General features: G+C 67.2%; 21 protein-coding genes and 4 tRNA genes. 10 read left to right on the top strand and 15 right to left on the bottom strand.

The window, feature by feature from the left end; all coding sequences use genetic code 11:
• Positions 1–2 precede the first annotated feature (2 nt).
• The 7 genes from ACWEFV_RS02940 to ACWEFV_RS02910 form a co-directional block, all read right to left on the bottom strand.
• On the bottom strand, positions 3–1,127 hold the full coding sequence (locus ACWEFV_RS02940; RefSeq protein WP_135453933.1) for a glycosyltransferase family 4 protein: 1,125 nt from the start codon (positions 1,125–1,127) through the stop codon (positions 3–5).
• A 4-nt stretch (positions 1,128–1,131) separates the two neighbouring features.
• Positions 1,132–2,040 (bottom strand): phosphatidylinositol mannoside acyltransferase, encoded by a 909-nt coding sequence (locus ACWEFV_RS02935; RefSeq protein WP_450068996.1) that lies wholly within the window; start codon positions 2,038–2,040, stop codon positions 1,132–1,134.
• Complete coding sequence (gene pgsA, locus ACWEFV_RS02930) at positions 2,037–2,723, bottom strand: phosphatidylinositol phosphate synthase (RefSeq protein WP_450069260.1); 687 nt, start codon at positions 2,721–2,723, stop codon at positions 2,037–2,039. The genes ACWEFV_RS02935 and pgsA overlap by 4 nt, the downstream gene beginning before the upstream one ends.
• Complete coding sequence (locus ACWEFV_RS02925) at positions 2,720–3,310, bottom strand: HIT family protein (protein WP_450068995.1); 591 nt, start codon at positions 3,308–3,310, stop codon at positions 2,720–2,722. The genes pgsA and ACWEFV_RS02925 overlap by 4 nt, the downstream gene beginning before the upstream one ends.
• The gene (thrS, locus tag ACWEFV_RS02920; protein WP_450068994.1) at positions 3,307–5,361 is read right to left on the bottom strand and encodes a threonine--tRNA ligase; all 2,055 of its coding nucleotides are present in this window, start codon (positions 5,359–5,361) and stop codon (positions 3,307–3,309) included. Before thrS ends, ACWEFV_RS02925 begins: the two co-directional genes overlap by 4 nt.
• 61 nt (positions 5,362–5,422) lie before the next feature.
• Positions 5,423–5,854: a TIGR02611 family protein gene (locus ACWEFV_RS02915; protein WP_135453929.1), complete on the bottom strand. Its 432-nt coding sequence runs from the start codon at positions 5,852–5,854 to the stop codon at positions 5,423–5,425.
• On the bottom strand, positions 5,851–6,483 hold the full coding sequence (locus tag ACWEFV_RS02910) for a PaaI family thioesterase (protein ID WP_135453928.1): 633 nt from the start codon (positions 6,481–6,483) through the stop codon (positions 5,851–5,853). The genes ACWEFV_RS02915 and ACWEFV_RS02910 overlap by 4 nt, the downstream gene beginning before the upstream one ends.
• A 31-nt stretch (positions 6,484–6,514) precedes the next feature.
• Between ACWEFV_RS02910 and ACWEFV_RS02905 the strand changes: the two genes are divergently transcribed.
• Entirely contained in the window at positions 6,515–7,012 is a 498-nt protein-coding gene (locus tag ACWEFV_RS02905) for a DUF1990 domain-containing protein (protein ID WP_135453927.1), read from the top strand.
• Positions 7,013–7,044: 32 nt separating this feature from the next.
• Here ACWEFV_RS02905 and ACWEFV_RS02900 read toward each other — a convergent pair whose 3' ends face one another.
• From ACWEFV_RS02900 to ACWEFV_RS02890, 3 genes are read right to left on the bottom strand one after another with little or no spacing between them, the layout of a single operon-like run.
• Positions 7,045–7,845 (bottom strand): SDR family NAD(P)-dependent oxidoreductase, encoded by an 801-nt coding sequence (locus ACWEFV_RS02900; protein WP_135453926.1) that lies wholly within the window; start codon positions 7,843–7,845, stop codon positions 7,045–7,047.
• Between the two features lie 50 nt (positions 7,846–7,895).
• On the bottom strand, positions 7,896–8,693 hold the full coding sequence (locus ACWEFV_RS02895; protein ID WP_450068993.1) for an NADPH-dependent oxidoreductase: 798 nt from the start codon (positions 8,691–8,693) through the stop codon (positions 7,896–7,898).
• Positions 8,693–9,646: a TauD/TfdA dioxygenase family protein gene (locus tag ACWEFV_RS02890; RefSeq protein ID WP_450068992.1), complete on the bottom strand. Its 954-nt coding sequence runs from the start codon at positions 9,644–9,646 to the stop codon at positions 8,693–8,695. Before ACWEFV_RS02890 ends, ACWEFV_RS02895 begins: the two co-directional genes overlap by 1 nt.
• A 298-nt stretch (positions 9,647–9,944) precedes the next feature.
• Between ACWEFV_RS02890 and ACWEFV_RS02885 the strand changes: the two genes are divergently transcribed.
• A complete protein-coding gene (locus tag ACWEFV_RS02885) occupies positions 9,945–10,877 on the top strand; it encodes a LysR family transcriptional regulator (RefSeq protein WP_450068991.1) in 933 nt (310 codons plus the stop codon).
• On the top strand, positions 10,874–11,890 hold the full coding sequence (locus ACWEFV_RS02880) for a ketopantoate reductase family protein (RefSeq protein ID WP_450068990.1): 1,017 nt from the start codon (positions 10,874–10,876) through the stop codon (positions 11,888–11,890). Before ACWEFV_RS02885 ends, ACWEFV_RS02880 begins: the two co-directional genes overlap by 4 nt.
• Here the strand turns inward: ACWEFV_RS02880 and ACWEFV_RS02875 are convergent.
• Positions 11,887–13,188, bottom strand: a complete 1,302-nt coding sequence (locus ACWEFV_RS02875) for a cytochrome P450 (RefSeq protein WP_450068989.1) — start codon at positions 13,186–13,188, stop codon at positions 11,887–11,889. The genes ACWEFV_RS02880 and ACWEFV_RS02875 overlap by 4 nt on opposite strands.
• 118 nt (positions 13,189–13,306) lie before the next feature.
• On the bottom strand, positions 13,307–14,176 hold the full coding sequence (locus ACWEFV_RS02870; RefSeq protein WP_450068988.1) for a polysaccharide deacetylase family protein: 870 nt from the start codon (positions 14,174–14,176) through the stop codon (positions 13,307–13,309).
• A 59-nt stretch (positions 14,177–14,235) separates the two neighbouring features.
• Here ACWEFV_RS02870 and ACWEFV_RS02865 point away from each other — a divergent pair, with 59 nt between their 5' ends.
• Positions 14,236–14,592, top strand: a complete 357-nt coding sequence (locus ACWEFV_RS02865; RefSeq protein ID WP_135453919.1) for a MerR family transcriptional regulator — start codon at positions 14,236–14,238, stop codon at positions 14,590–14,592.
• Between the two features lie 8 nt (positions 14,593–14,600).
• Here the strand turns inward: ACWEFV_RS02865 and ACWEFV_RS02860 are convergent, their stop codons facing one another.
• Positions 14,601–15,005: a DUF302 domain-containing protein gene (locus ACWEFV_RS02860; protein ID WP_135453918.1), complete on the bottom strand. Its 405-nt coding sequence runs from the start codon at positions 15,003–15,005 to the stop codon at positions 14,601–14,603.
• A 241-nt stretch (positions 15,006–15,246) separates the two neighbouring features.
• Between ACWEFV_RS02860 and trxA the strand changes: the two genes are divergently transcribed.
• Entirely contained in the window at positions 15,247–15,630 is a 384-nt protein-coding gene (trxA, locus tag ACWEFV_RS02855; protein ID WP_135453917.1) for a thioredoxin, read from the top strand.
• A gap of 192 nt (positions 15,631–15,822) precedes the next feature.
• Positions 15,823–16,533 (top strand): TVP38/TMEM64 family protein, encoded by a 711-nt coding sequence (locus ACWEFV_RS02850; RefSeq protein WP_135453916.1) that lies wholly within the window; start codon positions 15,823–15,825, stop codon positions 16,531–16,533.
• A gap of 3 nt (positions 16,534–16,536) precedes the next feature.
• Here the strand turns inward: ACWEFV_RS02850 and ACWEFV_RS02845 are convergent, their stop codons facing one another.
• Positions 16,537–18,954, bottom strand: coding sequence for a Tex family protein (locus ACWEFV_RS02845; RefSeq protein ID WP_450068987.1), 2,418 nt, complete (start codon positions 18,952–18,954; stop codon positions 16,537–16,539).
• Positions 18,955–19,058: 104 nt separating this feature from the next.
• Positions 19,059–19,133: transfer RNA gene (locus ACWEFV_RS02840), tRNA-Val, on the bottom strand.
• 253 nt (positions 19,134–19,386) lie between these two features.
• Here ACWEFV_RS02840 and ACWEFV_RS02835 point away from each other — a divergent pair.
• From ACWEFV_RS02835 to ACWEFV_RS02820, 4 genes are all read left to right on the top strand, one after another.
• Positions 19,387–19,755, top strand: a complete 369-nt coding sequence (locus tag ACWEFV_RS02835) for a DUF6636 domain-containing protein (RefSeq protein ID WP_450068986.1) — start codon at positions 19,387–19,389, stop codon at positions 19,753–19,755.
• Between the two features lie 109 nt (positions 19,756–19,864).
• Positions 19,865–19,937: transfer RNA gene (locus ACWEFV_RS02830), tRNA-Gly, on the top strand.
• A 30-nt stretch (positions 19,938–19,967) separates the two neighbouring features.
• Positions 19,968–20,041: transfer RNA gene (locus ACWEFV_RS02825), tRNA-Cys, on the top strand.
• Positions 20,042–20,058: 17 nt separating this feature from the next.
• Positions 20,059–20,133 (top strand) — tRNA-Val (locus tag ACWEFV_RS02820).
• Positions 20,134–20,267 lie beyond the last annotated feature (134 nt).

Below are 20,267 nucleotides of genomic sequence, written 5' to 3'. Positions count from 1 at the left end.
GTCTAGTCACCCACCTGAACTTTGACCCCGGCGCCGGCCACGGTCTCGTACACCCGCATGATCTGGCCGGCCACCACCGACCAGTCATAGCGGGCGACCCGCGCGGTGGCCCGGTCGATGTACTGCTCGCGTAGCGCGTCGTCGTCGAGCACCTCGATCAGCGCGTCGGCCAGGGCGTCGGCATCGCCGACCGGAACCAGCCGGCCGGCCTGCCCCTGATCGAGAACGCGGCTGAACGCATCTAATTCACTGGCCACCACGGCCGTTCGGGCCGCCATCGCCTCGACCAGCACGATGCCGAAGCTCTCGCCGCCGAGGTTGGGCGCGCAGTAGACGTCGGCGCTGCGCATGGCCGCGGCCTTGGCGTCGTCGTCGACCTGCCCCAGGAAACGTAGGTGCCCGGCGAGTTCGCCGGCCTCCTCTCGCAGCGCATCTTCATCGCCGCGGCCCACGATCAGGATCTCGATGTCGGAGAAACGGCGCACGAGTTTGGGGAGCGCGCCCAGCAGTACCGGCATGCCCTTACGCGGTTCGTCGAACCGCCCGAGGAACAGCACGCTGCGGCCGGGTCGCGGATACCCTTCCAGCCGAGGCGCATTCGCGAACGACGGTACGTCGACGCCGTTGGGGATCTCGACCGCATCCGAGCCGAGCGCTTCCATCTGCCAGCGCCGGGCCAGGTCCGACACCGCGATGCGCCCGACGATCTTCTCGTGGAACGGGCGCAAGATCCCCTGAAACACGCTGAGAGTCAACGACTTTGTCGTCGAGGTGTGAAACGTCGCCACGATCGGCCCCTCGGCGGCCTGCAACGCCAGCATGGACAGGCTGGGCGCATTCGGCTCGTGCAGATGCAGCACGTCGAAGTCGCCCTCGGCGATCCACTTCTTCACCTTCCGGTGGGTGGCCGGCCCGAACCGCAGCCGGGCCACCGAGCCGTTGTATGGAATCGGGACGGCCTTGCCGCCCGACACCACATAATCGGGCAGCTTCACGTGCGGCGACGACGGCGCCAGGACGCTCACGTGATGCCCGCCCGCGCGCATCACCTCGGCCAGTTGCAGCACATGGGATTGCACACCGCCCGGCACATCGAACGAGTACGGGCAGACCATCCCGATACGCATGGCCTCAGGTACCTAACCGGGCGCGACGTTCGGCGGACAGATCGGCCAGCCATTGCGGCTGCAGCATGTGCCAGTCGGCCGGGTGGGCGGCGATGTTCTCGGCGAAGCGGTCGGCCAACTGCTGGGTCACCACGGACACGTCCCCCGACGAGGTGTCGAGCGCGTCGAAGATCTCGACGACGCAGTCCTCCCCGTCGTAGTGGACGTGCGTCGGATGCAGTGGGGCGCCGATTTCGATCGCCAACTTGGCCGGACCGGCGGGCATCCGGGTGGGTTCACCGAAGAAGTCGACCTCCACACCGTTGCGGGTGAGGTCACGGTCGGCCATCAGGCAGACGAACTTGTTGTCCCGCAACCGTTCCGAGAGCACCTCGAACGGCGGGCGCTCCCCACCGGACAGCGGGAACACCTCGAATCCCAGACTCTCCCGGTAGTCGATGAAACGCCGGTACAGCGATTCCGGTTTGAGCCGTTCGGCGACAGTGGCGAAGGTGCCGAACTGCTGGGCCAGCCACACCCCGGCCATGTCCCAGTTGCCGCTGTGCGGCAACGCCAGCACCGCGCCGCGGCCCGCCTCGCGAGCGGCCCGCAGCTTGTCCGCGCCGACGAACACCTCGTCGAGACGCTTGGCCACAGCGGTCAGATCCATCGACGGCAACCGGAACGCCTCCCGCCAGTACCGGGCGTACGAGGCCAGTGAAGCACGCATCAGGTCGTCCGGCACCTCTGCCGGGGGCACCCCGATCACCCGGGCCAGGTTCTTGCGCAGCTGCTGCGGCCCACCGCCACGGGCGGCGTAGACGGCGCCCGCGTCGAACAGGTTGCGTGCCACCAGTTCGGGCATCGCGCGGACCAGCTGCCAGCCTGCCGCGTACCCCAGATCGGTGACCTGCCCGGACAGCGGAATGTTCACGAGGCTCCCGGCTCCTGTGTGTCGCCGCCGTCGGGCTGCGAGGGCTGCAGCGGTTGCAGCAGGTCCATGGCGCCCGGCGACGTGCGCACCGCATGGATCCGCTGCGCGACGGTGATGACGCTGGCCACCGCCAACAGCCAGGCCGCGACATGCAGGAGCCATGGAATGTGCAGGAACGGCACACCCGAGAGCCCCGCGCCGACCAGCACGATCACCAGGCGCTCCGGGCGCTCGATGATGCCGCCGTCGCCGCGCAGCCCGCTGGCCTCGGCACGGGCCTTGATGTACGAGATCACCTGTGAGGTGACCAGGCAGATGAGGATCGCCACCACCAGCGTCGGGTCGTGCAGGCCGAACGCCGCCCACCACAGCAGGCCGGCGAAGATCGCGCCGTCGGCTATGCGGTCACACGCCGCATCCAGCACCGCGCCGAACCGGGTACCGCCGCCGCGTTCCCGTGCCATCGCCCCGTCGAGCATGTCCGCGAGCACGAAGACGAACACGGCGAACGCGCCCCACCACAGCTGACCCATCGGGAACAGGGTCAACGCGGCGGTGACCGATCCGGCGGTGCCGACGATCGTGACGATGTCGGGAGTCAGACCAGCGCGCAGCGCCGCCTTGGCCACCGGCCGCGACAGCTTGGCGTAGGCCGCCCGGCTCATCAGGAACAGGTTGCTCACGTCTGGCGGGCCCATTCTCCTGCCAGCAGCTCCCGGGTCTCGCTCAGCAGCTGTGGAATGACCTTGGCGCCACCGATGATCGTGATGAAGTTCGCGTCGCCGCCCCAGCGCGGCACCACGTGCATGTGCAGGTGCTCGGCCAGCGATCCGCCGGCCGAGATGCCGAGGTTCAGGCCGACGTTGAACCCGTGCGGACGCGAGACGGCCTTGATGACGCGGATCGCCTTCTGCGTGAACGCCATCAGTTCGGCGCTCTCGGCTTCGGTCAGGTCCTCCAGCTCGGACACCCGGCGGTAGGGCACCACCATGAGATGACCCGGGTTGTACGGGTAGAGGTTGAGCACGGCGTACACGAGTTCACCGCGGGCCACCATGAGCCCGTCCTCGTCGGACATCTCGGGGATGTCGGTGAACGGCTGCGACGAACCGGCCGAGCCGATCTTGTTGTCGCCCTTGACCGCATCGGCGATGTAGCTCATCCGGTGCGGTGTCCACAGCCGCTGTAGGTGGTCGGGTTCACCCACGCCATGGTCGATGATGGCGTCTCCGCCGCCGTGGTCGACGATCGACCGCTCGTCCCCGGTCATTCGCTGGTGCCCACCTTGACCAGATCGGCCGTCGGCACCGCGTTGTTGCGGTCGGCGATCCACTTCACGATCGCCTCCACCGCCTCATCCCGCGGGACACCATTGATCTGGGTGCGGTCACCGAACCGGAAGCTGACGGCACCGGCTTCGATGTCCTTGTCACCCGCCAGGAGCATGAACGGCACCTTCTGGTTGGTGTGGTTGACGATCTTCTTCGCCATCCGGTCGTCGCTGCCGTCGACCTCGACCCGCACGCCGCGTGACTTCAGTTGGGCGGCAACGTCATATAGGTAGTCCAGGTGCGCGTCGGCGACCGGGATACCGACCACCTGCACCGGCGCCAGCCAGGCCGGGAACGCACCGGCGTAGTGCTCGGTGAGCACGCCGAAGAATCGCTCGATCGAGCCGAACAGGGCGCGGTGGATCAGCACCGGGCGCTGCCGGCTGCCGTCGGCGGCGGTGTACTCCAACTCGAAGCGGTCGGGCATGTTGAAGTCCAGCTGGATCGTCGACATCTGCCAGTTGCGGCCCAGCGCGTCCTTGACCTGAACGGAGATCTTGGGCCCGTAGAACGCCGCGCCGCCCGGATCCGGGACCAGGTCCAGGCCCGAGGCCTCGGCGACCGACCGCAGGGTCTCGGTGGCCTCGTCCCACATCTCGTCGGAGCCCACGTACTTGTCGGGATCCTTGGTGGACAGCTCCAGGTAGTAGTCGTCCAGGCCGTAGTCCGAGAGCAGGTCGAGCACGAACTGCAGCAGCGAGATGAGCTCGTCGCGCATCTGCTCTCGCGTGGTGTAGATGTGCGCGTCGTCCTGCGTCATGCCGCGCACGCGGGTCAACCCGTGCACCACACCGGACTTCTCATACCGGTACACCGAGCCGAACTCGAAGAGCCGCAACGGAAGTTCGCGGTACGAGCGGCCCCGCGCCCGGTAGATCAGGTGGTGCATGGGGCAGTTCATCGGCTTGAGGTAGTAGTCCTGCCCGGGCTTGCGGACCGTGCCGTCGTCGTTGTACTCGGCGTCGATGTGCATCGGCGGGTACATGCCGTCGGCGTACCACTCCAGGTGACCCGAGGTGATGTAGAGATGTTCCTTGGTGATGTGCGGGGTGTTGACGAACTCGTAGCCGGCCTCGGAGTGCTTGCGCCGCGAGTAGTCCTCCAGCTCCTTGCGGATGACACCGCCCTTGGGGTGGAACACCGGCAGGCCGGAGCCGAGCTCGTCGGGGAAGCTGAAGAGGTCCAGCTCGACGCCGAGTTTGCGGTGGTCGCGGCGCTGCGCCTCCTCGATGAGTTCGAGATGACGGTCCAGCGCCTCCTGCGACTCCCAGGCCGTGCCGTAGACGCGCTGCAGGCTGGCGTTGTTCTGGTCGCCGCGCCAGTACGCGGCGCTGCTGCGGGTCAGCTTGAACGCCGGGATGTACTTGGTGGTCGGGATGTGCGGGCCGCGGCACAGGTCACCCCAGACCCGCTCCTTGGTCCGGGCGTTGAGGTTGTCGTACGCGGTGAGCTCGTCGCCGCCGACCTCCATGACGTCCGGGTCGCCGGACTTGTCGTCGACCAGCTCGAGCTTGTAGGGCTCACCTGCCAGTTCGTCGCGCGCCTCATCCTTGGATTCGTAGACGCGACGGGAGAACAGCTGACCGTCCTTGACGATCTTCTGCATCCTCTTTTCGAGCTTTTGCAGGTCCTCTGGGGTGAACGGCTCGGCGACGTCGAAGTCGTAGTAGAAGCCGTCGGTGATCGGCGGCCCGATACCCAGCTTGGCCTGCGGGAACATGTCCTGCACGGCCTGGGCCAGCACGTGGGCGCACGAGTGCCGGATCACGCTGCGGCCGTCCTCGGTGTTGGCGGCCACCGGCGTCACCTCGACATCGGTGTCGGGGGCCCAGGACAGGTCGCGCAGCCGGCCGTCAGCGTCGCGCACCACGACGATCGCGTCGGGCGTTCCGCGACTGGGCAGATCCGCCTCGCGCACCGCCGCGCCGGCGGTAGTCCCGGCCGCGACCCGGATCGGGGCAGCGGGGGCTGGGCTGGGGGCGGCGCTCATCGGGGAGTCTCCTACCATGCGAGGGCTAATGCGAACGCTGTCATGCTATCGGTGGGCCTGATCAGGACCCCAGCCCGATAGGGCTCTTGAGCCACTGCTGCTCCAGCCCGACCACTCCGGCGCTCCACCCGATCACTCCGAACAGCCACAGCGTGCCCACCACCACCAGTCCGGTGAACGCCGCACTGACCCCCTTGACCGCGATGTGCTGGCGGTCGAACCAGGCCATCACGGCGTCATACCGGGCCCGGACGTAACGCAGCGCCCGCTTGGCGAAGTCGAACTCGCTGGCCAGGATCGCCAACCCGAGGAACACGATCGCCCAGCCGGGACCGGGGTACGGGATGGCCACGATGCCGACCGCCAGCACGAGTGTGCCGACGACGGCGACGACGATCCGGTAGGTGAAGTCAGCGGCCCGGCGCGAGCGCAGCCGTTCCCGCCAACTCGTCCAGCGCCGCTTCGCCTCGGCAAGGTTGGTCGCGAGACTCATGGCTGCCCCGGCTTGAGCCGGACGAACAACGCCTCGGCGTCGGCGAGCACGTCGTCGCCGTCGAGCAGGCGGCCTTCGACGAAGATCTTGCGTCCCTCGATGCGGTCGATACCGGCCTGCACCTGTAGATCTTTGTCGATCGGGGCGATCTTGCGGTAGTTGACGTGTAGGTACGCGGTGCGCTGGTACATGCTGCCGGTCAGTTTGGCCGCGGTGTAGCCGAGCAGCGAATCGAACAGCAGCGCCAGCGAGCCACCGTGTACCGCACCGTTGCGACCGAGGTGGAAACGCCGGAAGTGCGCGGTCCCGGCGATCCGGTTGTCGGCGGTCCGTTCCAGATGCACCGGCACGTTGTTGACGTTGCCACGGTTGGGCAGGTCCATTCGCCGACCGGACGGTGAATTCCATTCGTCGGCTTCGTACGGCGCCAGCAGCGCCGACACCTTCTCGATCAGGTCGGCGGCCTCGGTGATCACCTCGTCGGGGGCATCGGCGCTGCGTGCGTGGTCCTGCAGGGTGCGCACCGCTTCGATGAACCGGCCGTAATCGGGGCCGCCGCGATCGGTGGGCTCGGGCGGGTTGAACCCTCCCCCGGGGTGCTTGCCGGCGGTGTCGTTTTCTGGGGCCACGAAGCCACCGTATTAGTGCCATGGTGGTGAGGTGAAACTGCACGACCTGGAACAGCGCTCGTTGACCTATCCGGAGGTGGGCGCCACGGCCGGCGACCTGCCCCCGGGTTACCGCCACATCCGGGCCTCGGCGGCGATCGGCACCGGCCGTGACCGCTTCGAGCGGGCCGGCGCGGAGGTGCTGCGGTGGGGCATGCAGCGCGGCGCGGGCCTACGGGTGCAGGCCACCACCGAGACCGCTGCGGTGGACACCGAGCTGGTGGTCCGGATCGGTCCCATTCCGGCGCCCTGCCGGGTGGTCTATGTGCTCGACGAAGCCGACCGCCGGGGGTTCGCCTACGGCACGCTGGCCGGCCACCCGGAATCGGGCGAGGAGTTGTTCTCGGTCCGCTACGACCCGGCGACAGACTCGGTGCATGCCGAGGTGGTCGCGTTCTCCCGGCCGGCCACGTGGTGGAGCCGGTTGGGCGGACCGGTGACGCGGCTGCTCCAGCGGGTGGTGACGCGCCGCTATCTCACCGGCATCTAATTCACTCTGTTTCTCGCCTCATCGCCCCCGGACTACCTGACGACGGCCGAGCTGGGTTCGCGCGGCGCACCCAGCATGCCCCGGTGCGACGGCGGCACCCGTCCTCCTTCGTCGGTGATGCCATAGCGGGTCGCCAGTTCGGCACCGATCACGGTGTGCCCGGACAGCTGAGCCAGTTCCGGATCCCGGTACAGCGCGTCGATCAGATACCCGGTGAACTCCGGGGTTTCGGCATGTTCGGCGGTCTTCGCGAGTGCGTCGGGGTGCCCGGCGAAGGCGGCCTTCAGCTTCTCGGTCAGCAGGATGCCCATCCAGATCGACACCGTCGACACCCCGGTATCGGCGAAGTCGACCGCCATGTCCGCGGCCATCTTGTCCACCCCGGCCTTCTGCGCTCCGTAGGCCGGACCGTGCATGTAGCAGACCGACCCGGGCGAGGAGGTGAACGCGATCAGGCCGCGGTCACCGGCCAGCAGCAGCGGCGCGGCATACCAGGACGCCACATAGGCCGAACGCAAGCCCACATCCAGCACATCGGCCAGCTCGATCGGCTTCTCCCAGAAGGGTTTCGGGTTGACGAGGTCGTCGTGGACCGCCGCCGCGTTGTTGACCAGAAGATCCAGCCGGCCCTCCTGCGCACCGATCCGCTCGAACAGCGCGGCTACGGCAGCATCGTCGGAGTGGTCGAGTTGGACGGCGATGCCGCCCTCCCCCGGATCGGTCACCGTCCGTCCGGTGACATACACCCGCCAACCCGAGGCGAGCAGGGCCGCGGCGATCCCGCGGCCCGCGCCGCGACTCGCCCCGGTGACAACGGCGATCCGGGTATCCACGGGTATCAACCTACGGGGCGGGTTTCCCCGTGTGTGAAGGCCGTGACAATTCAGCGTGAAGGCAGGCCGAGTCGTTCGAGCTGCTGGCGCAGCCGGTGCCGCCCGGACAGGGAATGCGGACCGGCCAGCCGGCTCAGCACCCGCTCGCTCCAACTGCCCGACAGACCGTAACGCGTGTTGTAGACCGCCAACCGCTCGTCGTAGGTGGGCAGATGAGAGTCCGCCGCCTGCGCGTTGTACTGCTCGTGATGCAGTACCGCGGCCTGGGGCAGCCGCGGCTTGATCCCGGCGTTCTCCGTCGGATCGGGAGCCCCCACGGCGAGCCCGAATGTCGCCACGGCGTGCGGCGGCAGTCCCAGCTCTGCCGCCACCTCCTCGGGATGGTTGCGGATGGCGCCGACGAAAACCGTTCCGAGGCCCTGTGATTCGGCGGCCACCACGGCGTTCTGTGCGGCCAGCGCGGTGTCGACGAACCCGATGATCGTGGATTCCAGGTAGTCCGCGCCGTCCAGCGCGGCCTCGGACCGCTGCGCGAGCCGGCGGGCCCGCCCCAGATCGGCCACCCAGACCAGAAACAGCGGGGCCTCGTTGATGAACTGTTGGTTGTTCGCTAGGGCAGCCAGCCGGGCTTTGCGCTGAGGGTCCCGGACGGCAATCACACTCCACGGCTGCAGGTTCGACGAGGTCGCCGCGGACTGGGCCGCGGCGACCAGCGCCGAGAGCTGTTCATCGCTGACCGGTTGTCCGGTGAACTTGCGCACCGACCGGTGCGCCAACTGCAGGGCCAATGTGGCGTTGTGGACCTTCAGCGTCGCGTCGACGTCGCCATAGCGCGCAATGACCGTCATCAGGAGCCGTAAAACGGTTCGCCGGAAACCGATTCGGACACCCGCCCGTCGACTCCGGTGGGGACGTCACCTTCGAGCGTGACGCGGTACAGCACCCGGTCGTAGTCCAGGTGGCCCGCGTCGTCGATCGCCAGGTGCGCGGTGGCCCGGTTGTCCCAGAACGCGATACTGCCCGGAGCCCAACGGAACCGGACGGTGTACTCGGTGCGGGTCGCCTCCTCCCACAGCAACTTCAGAATCGCCTCACTCTGCGTCGGCGTGTATCCCCGGATCTCACGGGCACCGCGGGTGAATCCGGGGCTGACGAACAGTGCGCGCTCCCCCGTCACGGGGTGCACCCGGACCGCGGGGTGGTAGGTCACCAGGTTCGCCTCACGCACCTTGCGGTCACGCTGACTGCCGGGCACCGACCGGGTGTCGAACTGGTGCCTGATGTCCAGCTTGTCGGCGAACTCCCGCAGATCTTCGGGCAGGTTCTCGTAGGCCGCAACGAGGTTGGTCCATGCGGTGTCACCTCCGTAGGGCGGCAGGATGTGCGCCCGCAGGATCGAGGCCGCGGGCGGGTTGACCAGTGCGGTGACGTCGGTGTGCCAACTGTTGTCGTACGAGGTGCGCCTGCGGCCCAGATGGCGCTCGTAGCGGCGGCTGTCGATGGGCAGGATCTCAGGGAACCCCTCGGGCGCTTCCTCCTCATGCGGATGGGCCGGGGTCACCTTGCCGAACTTCCGCGCGAAGGCCACCTGTTCGGCGTGGCCGATCTCCTGGTCGCGGAAGAAGATCACCTTGTAGGTGTGCAGGGCATCGCGGATCTCTGCCACGACTGAGGCTTCCAACTCTTCGCGAAGGTCGACTCCGCGGATCTCGGCACCGATGTAGCCGGCGACCGGCACGATGTCCAGACCGGTATCGGTGAGAGGGCTTCTTTCCCTGACTTTTTCGGTGACGTCCGTCATCTGCGGGCTCCCTTGCGATGGCTTGATGGTGGGCTGGCGAGGCGATCTGACCTGTCTCGCTCCGATCAGAGTCGACGCGCGGGCACATGCGAACAAGCGTCTCTGGCTACCGGAACCTTTCAGTGCGACTTAATATCTCGGGCAGCGCCCAGCTGCGCGAGAATTACAACCGCCGTGATTCCTGCGAGGCGCGCTGCACAACGCCCTGCTCAGAGCCGCGGCAGGCCCGCGACTGCGCACGCTCGGTACCTGGCCCCCACCGGTCGTTCTGCCATCATCACCTCGCAGGAGGTAGGAGATGCTGGACTTACGCCGGATGATGTTGCTGTCCGATCTCGCAGACCTGGGCTCGGTGACGGCCGTGGCCGAACACCGCAACATCACGAGTTCTGCGGTATCCCAACAACTTCGTGTTTTGGAAGAAGAAGCCGGCGCCGTCCTGTTTCGCCGGGACGGGCGAACCCTCGGGCTCACCCGAAGCGGCCAGGTCCTCGCCGAGCACGTGCGCCGCGTCCTGGCCGCGGTCGATGAAGCCATGAGCGCGGTGGCCGAAACCAGAGACCGGGTGGCAGGGCAGGTCGCGATCGCAACGTTCAACATGGGAATTCCGACCCTGGCAATTCCTCTGATGCAGCGGCTCAGCACCGCGGAGCCGAATCTGCGTGTGCAGGTTCAACAGGACACGAGCGCGGCCGCGTTGCGCTCGCTGCGCCAGAGTGAGGTCGATATCGCCATTACCTGCCAGTACGACTTCCTCGGGCCCGACTCCACCGGCGGACTGACCACCGTGCCGTTGCTGTTCGAGCCGTTCGTGCTGCTGGCTCCGACGCACTCACACCTGCTTATCCGTTCGCAGGGCCTGTCCGCCCTGGCCGACGGATTCTGGGTGACCGGCCCGCAAGGCTCCGGCCTGGACATCGCCACCACACATGCGTGCGAGAGCGCCGGTTTCCCTCCACAGGTCAAACACCGGTTGATCGGAGCTCAGAACATCTGCGAGCTGGCGGCCACCGAGGTCGCGTCGGCCATCGTGCCCCGGCTGTCCGTTCCCACCAAACTGGAAGGCCTGATCGCCGAAGCCCTCCCCCTCGGCGGTCGCACCATCAGTGCCGTGGTCCGGGCCGGCCGGCAGCGCGATCCCAACATCGCGCTGATCCTGCGTACCTTGCGGACGATCGCAGAGCAGGCATTACCCGGGCAGTCAACCGAAGCGCTGGGTGTCGCATCGTGACGACGTCCCGACCACTCGTGGTGTACGGAGTCGGCGCGATCGGCGGCGTGATCGCCGCCCAACTGCGCCTGGCCGGGTTCGACGTGACCGCCGTCGCCCGAGGTGAGCATCTCGACGCAATCCGCTCCCGCGGCCTCACCTTGGTCACGCAGACCGGGACCGACACCGTCGCACTACCGGCCGCGGCAGACGCCGGCGAAGTCGACTGGTCGGCCGGACCGGTGGTGATACTGGCGGTCAAGAGTCACCAAACTGCCGCGGCCCTGGACGATCTCAGCGCGTACGCACCTACCGAAACTCCCGTGTTCATCGCTCAGAACGGCGTGGCCAACGAGGCTGCCGCCCTCCGGAGATTCGCCAACGTGTACGGCGTCACGGTGATGCTCCCGGCGGCGCACCTCGAACCCGGTGTGGTCATCCAACAGAGCCATCCGGTGGCGGGGATCCTCGATGTCGGCCGCTACCCCGCCGGACAGGACGGGCTTGCCGGACAGATCGCCGCCACACTGAGCAAGTCCCGGTTCCATTCGCAGGTCCGCGATGACATCGCGGCGTGGAAACACCGCAAGCTGATCGCCAATCTCGGCAACGGCGTGATCGCGGCCTACCGTCCGGGGCCCGATGCCGACGAGCTGATCGCCCGCGCCCGTGCGGAGGCCGAACACGTGCTCACCGCGGCCGGGATCGCGTTCGTCACCGCCGAACACGACGCACTACGCCACGGGGATCTGCTGCAAGGCCGGGTCAACGACGACTACTTGAGCTCGACCTGGCAGAGCGTCGCCCGTGGCCACACCCAGGTCGAAACCGACTGGTTCAACGGTGAAATCGTGCTTCAGGCCCGCCTGCACGGTCTGCGCGCACCCGTCAACGAGCTGATCCAGCAGGTGACCGCCGAACATGCGCGGGTGGGCCGTCCCGCGCGTTCACTCGACGCGGCCGCAGCGCTCAAGAAGCTCGGGGCCGCCGCGAGTCCGCCGCGCAGCCAAGACGTCCCGGTCGTCGCGCCCTAAGCAGCCGCCGTCCACGCAACCGGAAGGTGTTTGACACCGTGCACAAACGCCGACCTCAGGATGGCGGGTTCACCGATCGCCACGATGTCGGGAACCTGCCGACGCAGTTCGTCGAAGGCCACCCGGATCTCCCGCCGAGCGAGGTTGGCCCCCAGGCAGAAGTGCACTCCGCCGCCGCCATATCCGACATGAGGATTGGGGTCTCGCAGCACATCGAACCGCCATGGGTCGGCGAAAGTCCGCTCGTCACGATTGGCCGAGTTGTACCACATCGAGACTTTGTCGCCCGCCTTCATCTGAACGCCACTGCGCTCCACGTCCTGGGTGAGGGTGCGCCGCATGAAGATGATCGGTGACGCCCACCGCACGATCTCCTCGACTGCCGTCGGCGTCACCCGGTCGAAGTTGTTCCACCACCTGGCACGTTCGTCGGGATAGCGGCTCAGCGCCACCATCCCGTGACTGATCGCGTTGCGGGTCGTGTCGTTGCCCGCGGCCGTCAGCAGGATGAAGAATGATGCGATCTCGTTGGACGACAATCGTTCTCCGTCGACTTCGGCCTGAACCAGACTGGTCGTCAGATCGTCTGCGGGATGGTCGCGGCGCTGTTCGGCCAATGCGACGCCGTAACTGGCCAATTCGGTGGCCACCTGTAGATAGGCGCCGAAGTCATCGGTGGACACCTCATCGTCCCCGGCCCCCATGATGACCGAAGTCCAGTGGAAGAGCTTGGCCTGATCTTCTTCCGGAACGCCCATCATGTCGCAGATGATCTGTAGTGGCAGTGGCGAAGCCACCTCCTCGACGAAGTCCGCGCTGCCATCCGGATGTGCGTCGACCATCTCCGCAACCAGTCGATGCGCACGGTCCCGCACGCTCTGCTCGATCCGCGCGATCACCTTGGGCGTGAACGCCCGGTTGACGATGCACCGCAGCCGGGTGTGGCGCGGGTCGTCCAGCGTGATCATCGACCCGAAGAACTCGGCGATCTCGGCGGGGACCTCGTTGAGTGATGTGCTGGTCGGGCTTGAGCTGAACAGCTCGGGGTGCCGGCTGGCGAAGTGCACGTCCTCGTAGCGGGTCAGTGCCCAGTGCCCGGCGCCGGCGGGGAATCCGGCGAAATCAGCCACCCCGAAAAATGAGATGGGTGCGTCGTGACGGAGGGTGGCGAACGCCCCGTCACGCACATCGTCGTCACGGCCCCAGAAGTCGAGCGATCCGAGGTCGATCTCGGCAAGTGGCACCGACGGCGGCGCGGTGCCGTTGGTGCGGTGGGCAATGCCGGTGATTGCTGTCATCGTGATCCTCCCCGCGTTCCCGGCGACGCGGACCATCGATCATCGGCCCGCCACTCTATGCGCAGTGTGACATCCCCCACAGCGACGGTCCAGCATTGTGAGTCCAATCGTGCTGCGGCTATTGGCGTTCGCAATCAATCCGCCGCACCACCGCGATCTCATCGCTGGTCGTCAACCACGCGTCAGGTTGCGCGGTGAGATACTCCAGAACCTGCTCGAGGTACTTGTGCCGGAAGGGTTGCCCGATCACGAACGGGTGCAGCGCCAACGCCATCACCCGGCCACTGGTTGCCGAATCCGCGCGCAGTTGCTCGTACTGGTCGATCACCATCTGCACGAACTCGCCTCCGGTGAAACCTTTCCCGAAGATCAGAAGGTCGTTGAGTTCCACCGAGTACGGCACGCTGAGCATGCCCGGCACGGTCAGCGGATAGGGCTGGTCATCGTTGGTCCAATCGAGAACGTAGTGAAAACCGAGTTCGGCCAACAGTTCCGGGGTGTGGGAGGTTTCGGTGAGGCCCGGGCCCATCCAGCCGCGCGGACGCCGGCCCGTGGCATCGGCGATGTCGTCGGCGATCTCGGCGAGAATCTGCCGCTCCTCGTCGACGGCCAGTCCGGTGTGCAGGATCGAGTTGGTCTGCCCGTGCGCCAGCCACGTCCAGTTCCGTTCCACACCAGCAGCCACAATCTGCGGATGATGCTCGATCACGGCTGAATTCAGCAGCACGCTCGGACGGATGCCGTACCGGTCCAGAGCCTCGATCGTGCGCCAAATCCCCACTCGGGCGCCATAATCCCGCCAGCCGTAGTTGAGTGCGTCGGGGGTAAGCTCCGCGGTCCCCGGCCAGATACTCGTCGAGGGCCGGTCGACCAGGAAGTGCTCGACGTTGAGCCCGATGTACACCGCGACTCGCGCGTCGCCGGGCCAGCGGATCGGCGCGCGTTCGGTGATCGGGCTGTAGGTGAAGGGCGGTTGCAACGTGGTCATGACGAACGGTACGAGCTGACACCAATGTCAGGGTCAAGCCGCGTCGGTATAACTGGCATATGCGTATTGGCGAACTCGCACGCCGCACCGGGGTCAGCCAACGGTCGCTGCGGTACTACGAGCAGCAGGGCCTGCTGACGTCGGACCGCACGCCCGGCGGGCAACGCGAGTATCCGGAGAAGGCCGTCGACCGGGTCATCCGTATCCAGGAGCTCTACGCCGCCGGGCTACACAGCCGCACCATCTCCTCGCTGCTGCCCTGTATGCGCGATGCCGACGGCGGACCTGCCCCGCAGGCCACACCCCGCCTACTCACCGAGCTATCGGCCGAACGCCACCGGCTCGAACAGGCGATCCGGGACTTGTCGACCTCCCGCGAGATTCTCGACGGCGTGATCGACGCCGCATCGGGGTGAGGCAGCGCCTAAAGACTGTCGAGTGCTGCTTGTAGGCGTCGGCCGACCTCGGCGGCGATATCGACCAGCGCGGGTTCGTCGGTGACCTCGGCCATCAGGTTGGGATTCATCGCCTCGACGACGACCACCGCGCCATCACCGCGACCGGTGCGCAACACCACGTTGCACGGCAACAGCACGCCGATCGGCGGAAATGCGTTGAGCGCCTGCTGAGCGAACTGCGGGTTGCAGGCGCCCAGGATCAGGTAGTCGCCCAACTCGTCACCGGCACCACTGCCGAGTTTAGCGTTGAGCGTCGTCCTGATATCGATCTCGGTCAACACACCGAACCCCTGATCGGCCAGCGCGTCTCGCGTGCGAGCGACAGCCTCGTCGAACGGGCCTCGTGTGGTGGCCACCAACGCGATGTCCATCTCGTGGTTCCTTTCGTCCTGTCGTTACACGCCAGACGAGCGCACATCCTCCTGCCACGTTACCCGCCGAGGTATCACCCAGAAAGGAACGATCGAGCCTTGCGGCGTTCGCGATTCTCGTATCCACCCGCGCGCAGACGGATGGAATAGATACCCCCGGGGGTATGTTGGAATGGTCGAGCGCCTGTCAGCGACGGGCACCTCGCGATCACCAGACCCCCAGCAAGACAAGGAGAAGACAATGACGACTCGCAACATCGGCTACGCGGATTTCGAATCAACGATCCGCGACAACGACATCGTGCTCGTCGATTTCTGGGCTACGTGGTGTGGTCCGTGCCGGGCTTTCGCCCCGGTCTTTGAGCGGTCGGCCGCCAGCCACCCCGAGATCGTGCACGCCAAGGTCGACACCGAGCAGGAAAGCGAACTCGCCGCTCTGATGGAAATCCGATCCATCCCGACCATCGCGGCCTTCCGCGAAGGAGTCCTGGTCTTCAGCCAACCCGGCGCGCTGCCGGCGGCGGCACTGGAGAATCTCATCTCCCAGGTCGCGGCCCTCGACATGGACCAGGTCCGGGCCACGATCGCGGCCCGGAAAGCCACGAGTTCCACTACGGCGAACTGAAACGAGCAAGACCATGTGTTACACCGTGAAGTGCTCGAGCTGCGCGAAGACGACCTGGGACGGCTGTGGCCAACATGCGGCCGAAGTCATGCGGTCGGTACCAGTGACGAAGCGCTGCACCTGCACCGACACGCCCGTGGGTGACCGCGCCCAGGAATGACGACACGGCCGTGGGGAAGAATCGTGGCCGCCATGACTGACGACGACTCCCCCGCCATCAACCGGCGGCCGCACATCCTGAGGCTCGCCGCCTTCGCGGCGTTTCTGTTCGGCCTGTTCTACCTGGTGGCCGTCGCCCGCGTGATCGATGTCGATGACATCCGAGGCTTGGTCGCCTCCACCGGCCCCGCGGCACCGCTGGCGTATGTCGTGGTGTCGGCCTGTCTCGGGGCGCTGTTCGTGCCGGGTCCGATCCTGGCCGCGGGCAGCGGGGTGTTGTTCGGCCCGGTGCTGGGCACCTTCGTGACCTTGGGTGCGACCGTCGGCACCGCGGTGGTGGCCAGCCTGATCGGCCGGCGCGCGGGCCGCGACAGCGCCCGGGCCCTGCTCGGGGCGCAACGGGCCGACCGGCTGGACCACCAGATTCAGCGGGGCGGCCTGTGGGCGGTGGTCGGGCAACGTTTCGTCCCCGGACTGTCCGACGCCCTGGCGTCCTATGCCTTCGGCGCGTTCGGTGTGCCGTTGTGGCAGATGGCAGTCGGGGCGTTCATCGGTTCAGTGCCGCGCGCGTTCGTCTACACCGCGCTGGGCGCGTCGATCGGTGATCTGTCGGCCCCGCTGGCGTATACGGCGATCGGGGTGTGGTGCGTCACGGCGGTCATCGGGGCGTTCGCCGCCCACCGCGGCTACCGATCCTGGCGCCGCCACTCCGGGGCCGATCAGGCCCCGGAGCAGACCTCCTAGCCGCTACTTTCCGAAACCTGCGTTGCGCAGCGCGTCAGCCATCGAGCCCGTCGGCTGGTTCGAATCCCGGCGACCGGAGTTGTTGCCGCGGTTCTGGTTTCGCCGGTCCCCGCCGCGTCCCTGGTTTCCGCCGCCCTGGTTTCCGCCGCCGCGCCCTTGATTGCCGCCACCGTCACGACGGTTCTGGCCTCCCTGGCCGCCCCGGTCGGGCCGCTTGCCCTGCTGCGGGGTGTCGTTGAGCCGCAGAGTCAAGCCGATGCGCTGCCGCTCCACGTCGACGTCGACGACCTTGACCTTGACCACCTGCCCGGACTTCACCACCTCGTGCGGGTCGGAGATGAACCGGTCGGCCATCGCCGAGACGTGCACGAGACCGTCCTGGTGTACACCCACGTCCACGAAGGCGCCGAAAGCCGCGACATTGGTCACCACGCCCTCCAGCACCATGCCGGGCTTGAGGTCGCCGACCTTCTCGACGCCGGCGGCAAAGGTGGCCGTGGAGAACGCCGGACGCGGGTCACGCCCGGGCTTCTCCAGTTCGCCCAGGATGTCGGTCACGGTCGGGATACCGAATCGCTCGTCGGCGAAGTCGGCGGGCTTGAGCCCCCGCAGGGTGCGCTCGTCACCGATCAACTCGGCCAGCGTCACGTTGGAGCGGTCCAGGATGCGCCGCACCACCGGGTAGGACTCGGGGTGCACGCCGGAGGCATCCAGCGGGTCCTCGCCGTCGCGGATCCGCAGGAAGCCCGCGCACTGTTCGAAGGCCTTGGGGCCCAGGCGTGGAACATCCAGCAGCGCCTTCCGGCTGCGGAAGGCGCCGGCGCTCTCGCGGTGCGCCACGATGGCCTCGGCCAGGGATTCGGTAACGCCCGACACCCGGGCCAGCAGCGGCACCGAGGCGGTGTTGAGATCCACACCGACGGCGTTCACCGCGTCTTCGACCACCGCGTTGAGGCTGCGTGCCAGCGAGCCCGGCGTCACGTCGTGCTGGTACTGCCCGACGCCGATCGACTTCGGGTCGATCTTGACCAGCTCGGCCAGTGGGTCCTGCAGGCGGCGGGCGATCGAGACCGCACCGCGCAGCGTCACGTCGAGGTTCGGCATTTCCCGGGCCGCGTACTCCGACGCCGAGTACACCGATGCACCGGCCTCGCTGACCATGGCCGTCACCGGTGCCTTCGCCCCGGCCGCCCGGATATCGGCGATCAGCTCGGTGGCCAGGGCATCGGTCTCACGCGAGGCGGTGCCGTTGCCGACGGCGATCAGCTCGACGTTGTGCCGGGCGATCAGGGCCGCCAAGACGGCTTTCGACTGATCCCACTGCTTCTGCGGCTGGTGCGGGAAGACCGCGCACGTGTCGACGACCTTGCCGGTGGCGTCGACGACGGCGACCTTGACCCCGGTGCGGAAGCCCGGGTCCAGTCCGAGGGTGGCGCGGGTACCGGCCGGTGCGGCCAGCAGCAGGTCCTTGAGGTTACGGGCGAACACCGCGACCGCCTCCTCCTCGGCGCGCTGACGCAGCCGGATGCGGGCGTCCACGGCCGCCGAGATCATCAGCTTGGCGCGCCAGGCCAGCCGCACGGTGGTGGCGAGCCACGGGGTGGCCGGAGTCTTGGCGGCCATGTCGATGCCGAGCGACTGGGCGATCATCGCCTGGTAGAGCTCGTCGTCGCCGCCGTCGAAGTTCAGCGACAGCGCCTGCTCCTTCTCGCCGCGCAGCACCGCGAGCACCCGGTGCGACGGCATGTTCTCCAGCGGCTCGGAGAACTCGAAGTAGTCCCGGAACTTCTGCGCGGCGGGGCTTTTCGCGGCCTCTTCAGACCACGGGCCGGTGCGCAGCGAACCGTCGGCCCAGAACTTCTCGCGGGTGGCGCCGACCAGCTCGGCGTCCTCGGAGGCCCGCTCGATGATGATGTGGCGCGCGCCTTCCAGTGCCGCGGGTGCATCGGCGACGTCGTCGTTGAGGAACTCACCGGCAGCCTCGTCGGGCACCAGCGTCGGATCGGCCAGCAGACGATCCGCCAACGGTTCCAGGCCGGCCTCCCTGGCGATCTGGGCCTTGGTGCGCCTCTTGGGCTTGTACGGCAGGTAGATGTCCTCGACCCGGGCCTTGGTGTCAGCGGCCATCAGGGCCGCGCGCAGTTCATCGGTGAGCTTGCCCTGCTCCTCGATGGAGGCCAGCACGGCTTCGCGGCGCTGGTCGAGCTCACGCAGGTAGCCCAGGCGTTCTTCCAGGGTGCGCAGCTGCCCGTCGTCGAGACCGCCCGTGACCTCCTTGCGGTACCGGGCGATGAACGGGACCGTCGAGCCCTCGTCCAGCAGTGCCACCGTGGCGACGACCTGCCCCTCGGCTACGGCGAGTTCCTCGGCCAGACGGGCGGTTACGGATTTGATGGTTCCGACGGTAACGCTCTGAGTCACGTCGGAGGACCCTACCGAATCGGACCGACAACACCCGGACACGGGGAAGTGTGTGTCCTGCCACGAAAAAACGGCCTCGGAATATCCGAAGCCGTTGGTCGTGATGGTGGTCCCGGCTGGTATCGAACCAGCGACCTTCCGCGTGTGAGGCGGACGCTCTCCCACTGAGCTACGAGACCGTGGGAACGAGGTGGAACACTAGCACGCATACCGGGCCAGGCCCGAATCGGTATCCACCCGATCGACTTGTTTGATTTGCCAAATATGCATGCCGACGTGGGCGTATGGTCACCCGTCATGGTTCACCTGCGGGTTCGCTGGCCAGTGGTCAGCGGCGCGGTTTTTGCTGCTAGTGCACTGTTTTCCGGTTGCCACAGCGCCCCGGCTCCGATGACAGATCGGGCCCCTGCCGTAATGCCGAGTGTTCGTGATGTGTCCAGCCTTACGAACCGGCAGGTCAACGAGCTGACTGGCTTCACCTCGCCGTCCGGCAACGTGGGGTGCTACCTCGACGCCTCGACGGCGCGTTGCGATATCCGCGACCGTAGCTGGGCACCACCGCTGCGCCCGGCCAGTTGTGAGTTCGCTTACGGCCAGGGCATGACACTGAGCCCGGGCCGGCCCGCCGAGTTCGCCTGCGCGGGCGACACCGCCTTGGACGCCGGCGCCGAACTGGGCTACGGGGACTCGATCACGGCCGGGACATTGCGATGTGAGAGCGCCGACACCGGCATCACATGCCGCGACACGAAGACCCGTCACGGATTCACCTTGTCGCGGCAGGCCTATCACCTGTTCTGAAACACCGTTTTTGGCCGCGCGTTGCCCTCCCGTAATGGGGATTTGTGTCTGCGAGCATCCGTGGACTAATGTTCTGCATCGCGACGGGCGACGATCTCGCTCGTGGCGCGCGGATGTAGCGCAGTTGGTAGCGCATCACCTTGCCAAGGTGAGGGTCGCGGGTTCGAATCCCGTCATCCGCTCGAAGGTGCAATTGTGGCATCAACCCCAGCGGTGGAGTGGCCGAGTGGTGAGGCAACGGCCTGCAAAGCCGTGCACACGGGTTCGATTCCCGTCTCCACCTCCAAGAAAGAATTTCGACCCGCGCGATTAGCTCAGCGGGAGAGCGCTTCCCTGACACGGAAGAGGTCACTGGTTCAATCCCAGTATCGCGCACCACAGCAGTGCAGGCCCGGTTTTCGAACCGGGCCTTTCTGCTGTTTGCGGACAGTCATACCCGGTCGATTCGGCTACCCGACCCTGCGGCGTCGCGCTCGGCGCACGTAAGTGGTTGCCGGGTGACGCATTTCGGC

This window comes from Mycobacterium sp. NPDC004974, from assembly GCF_053600815.1.
This window is presented reverse-complemented; position numbering and strand designations above follow the sequence as displayed.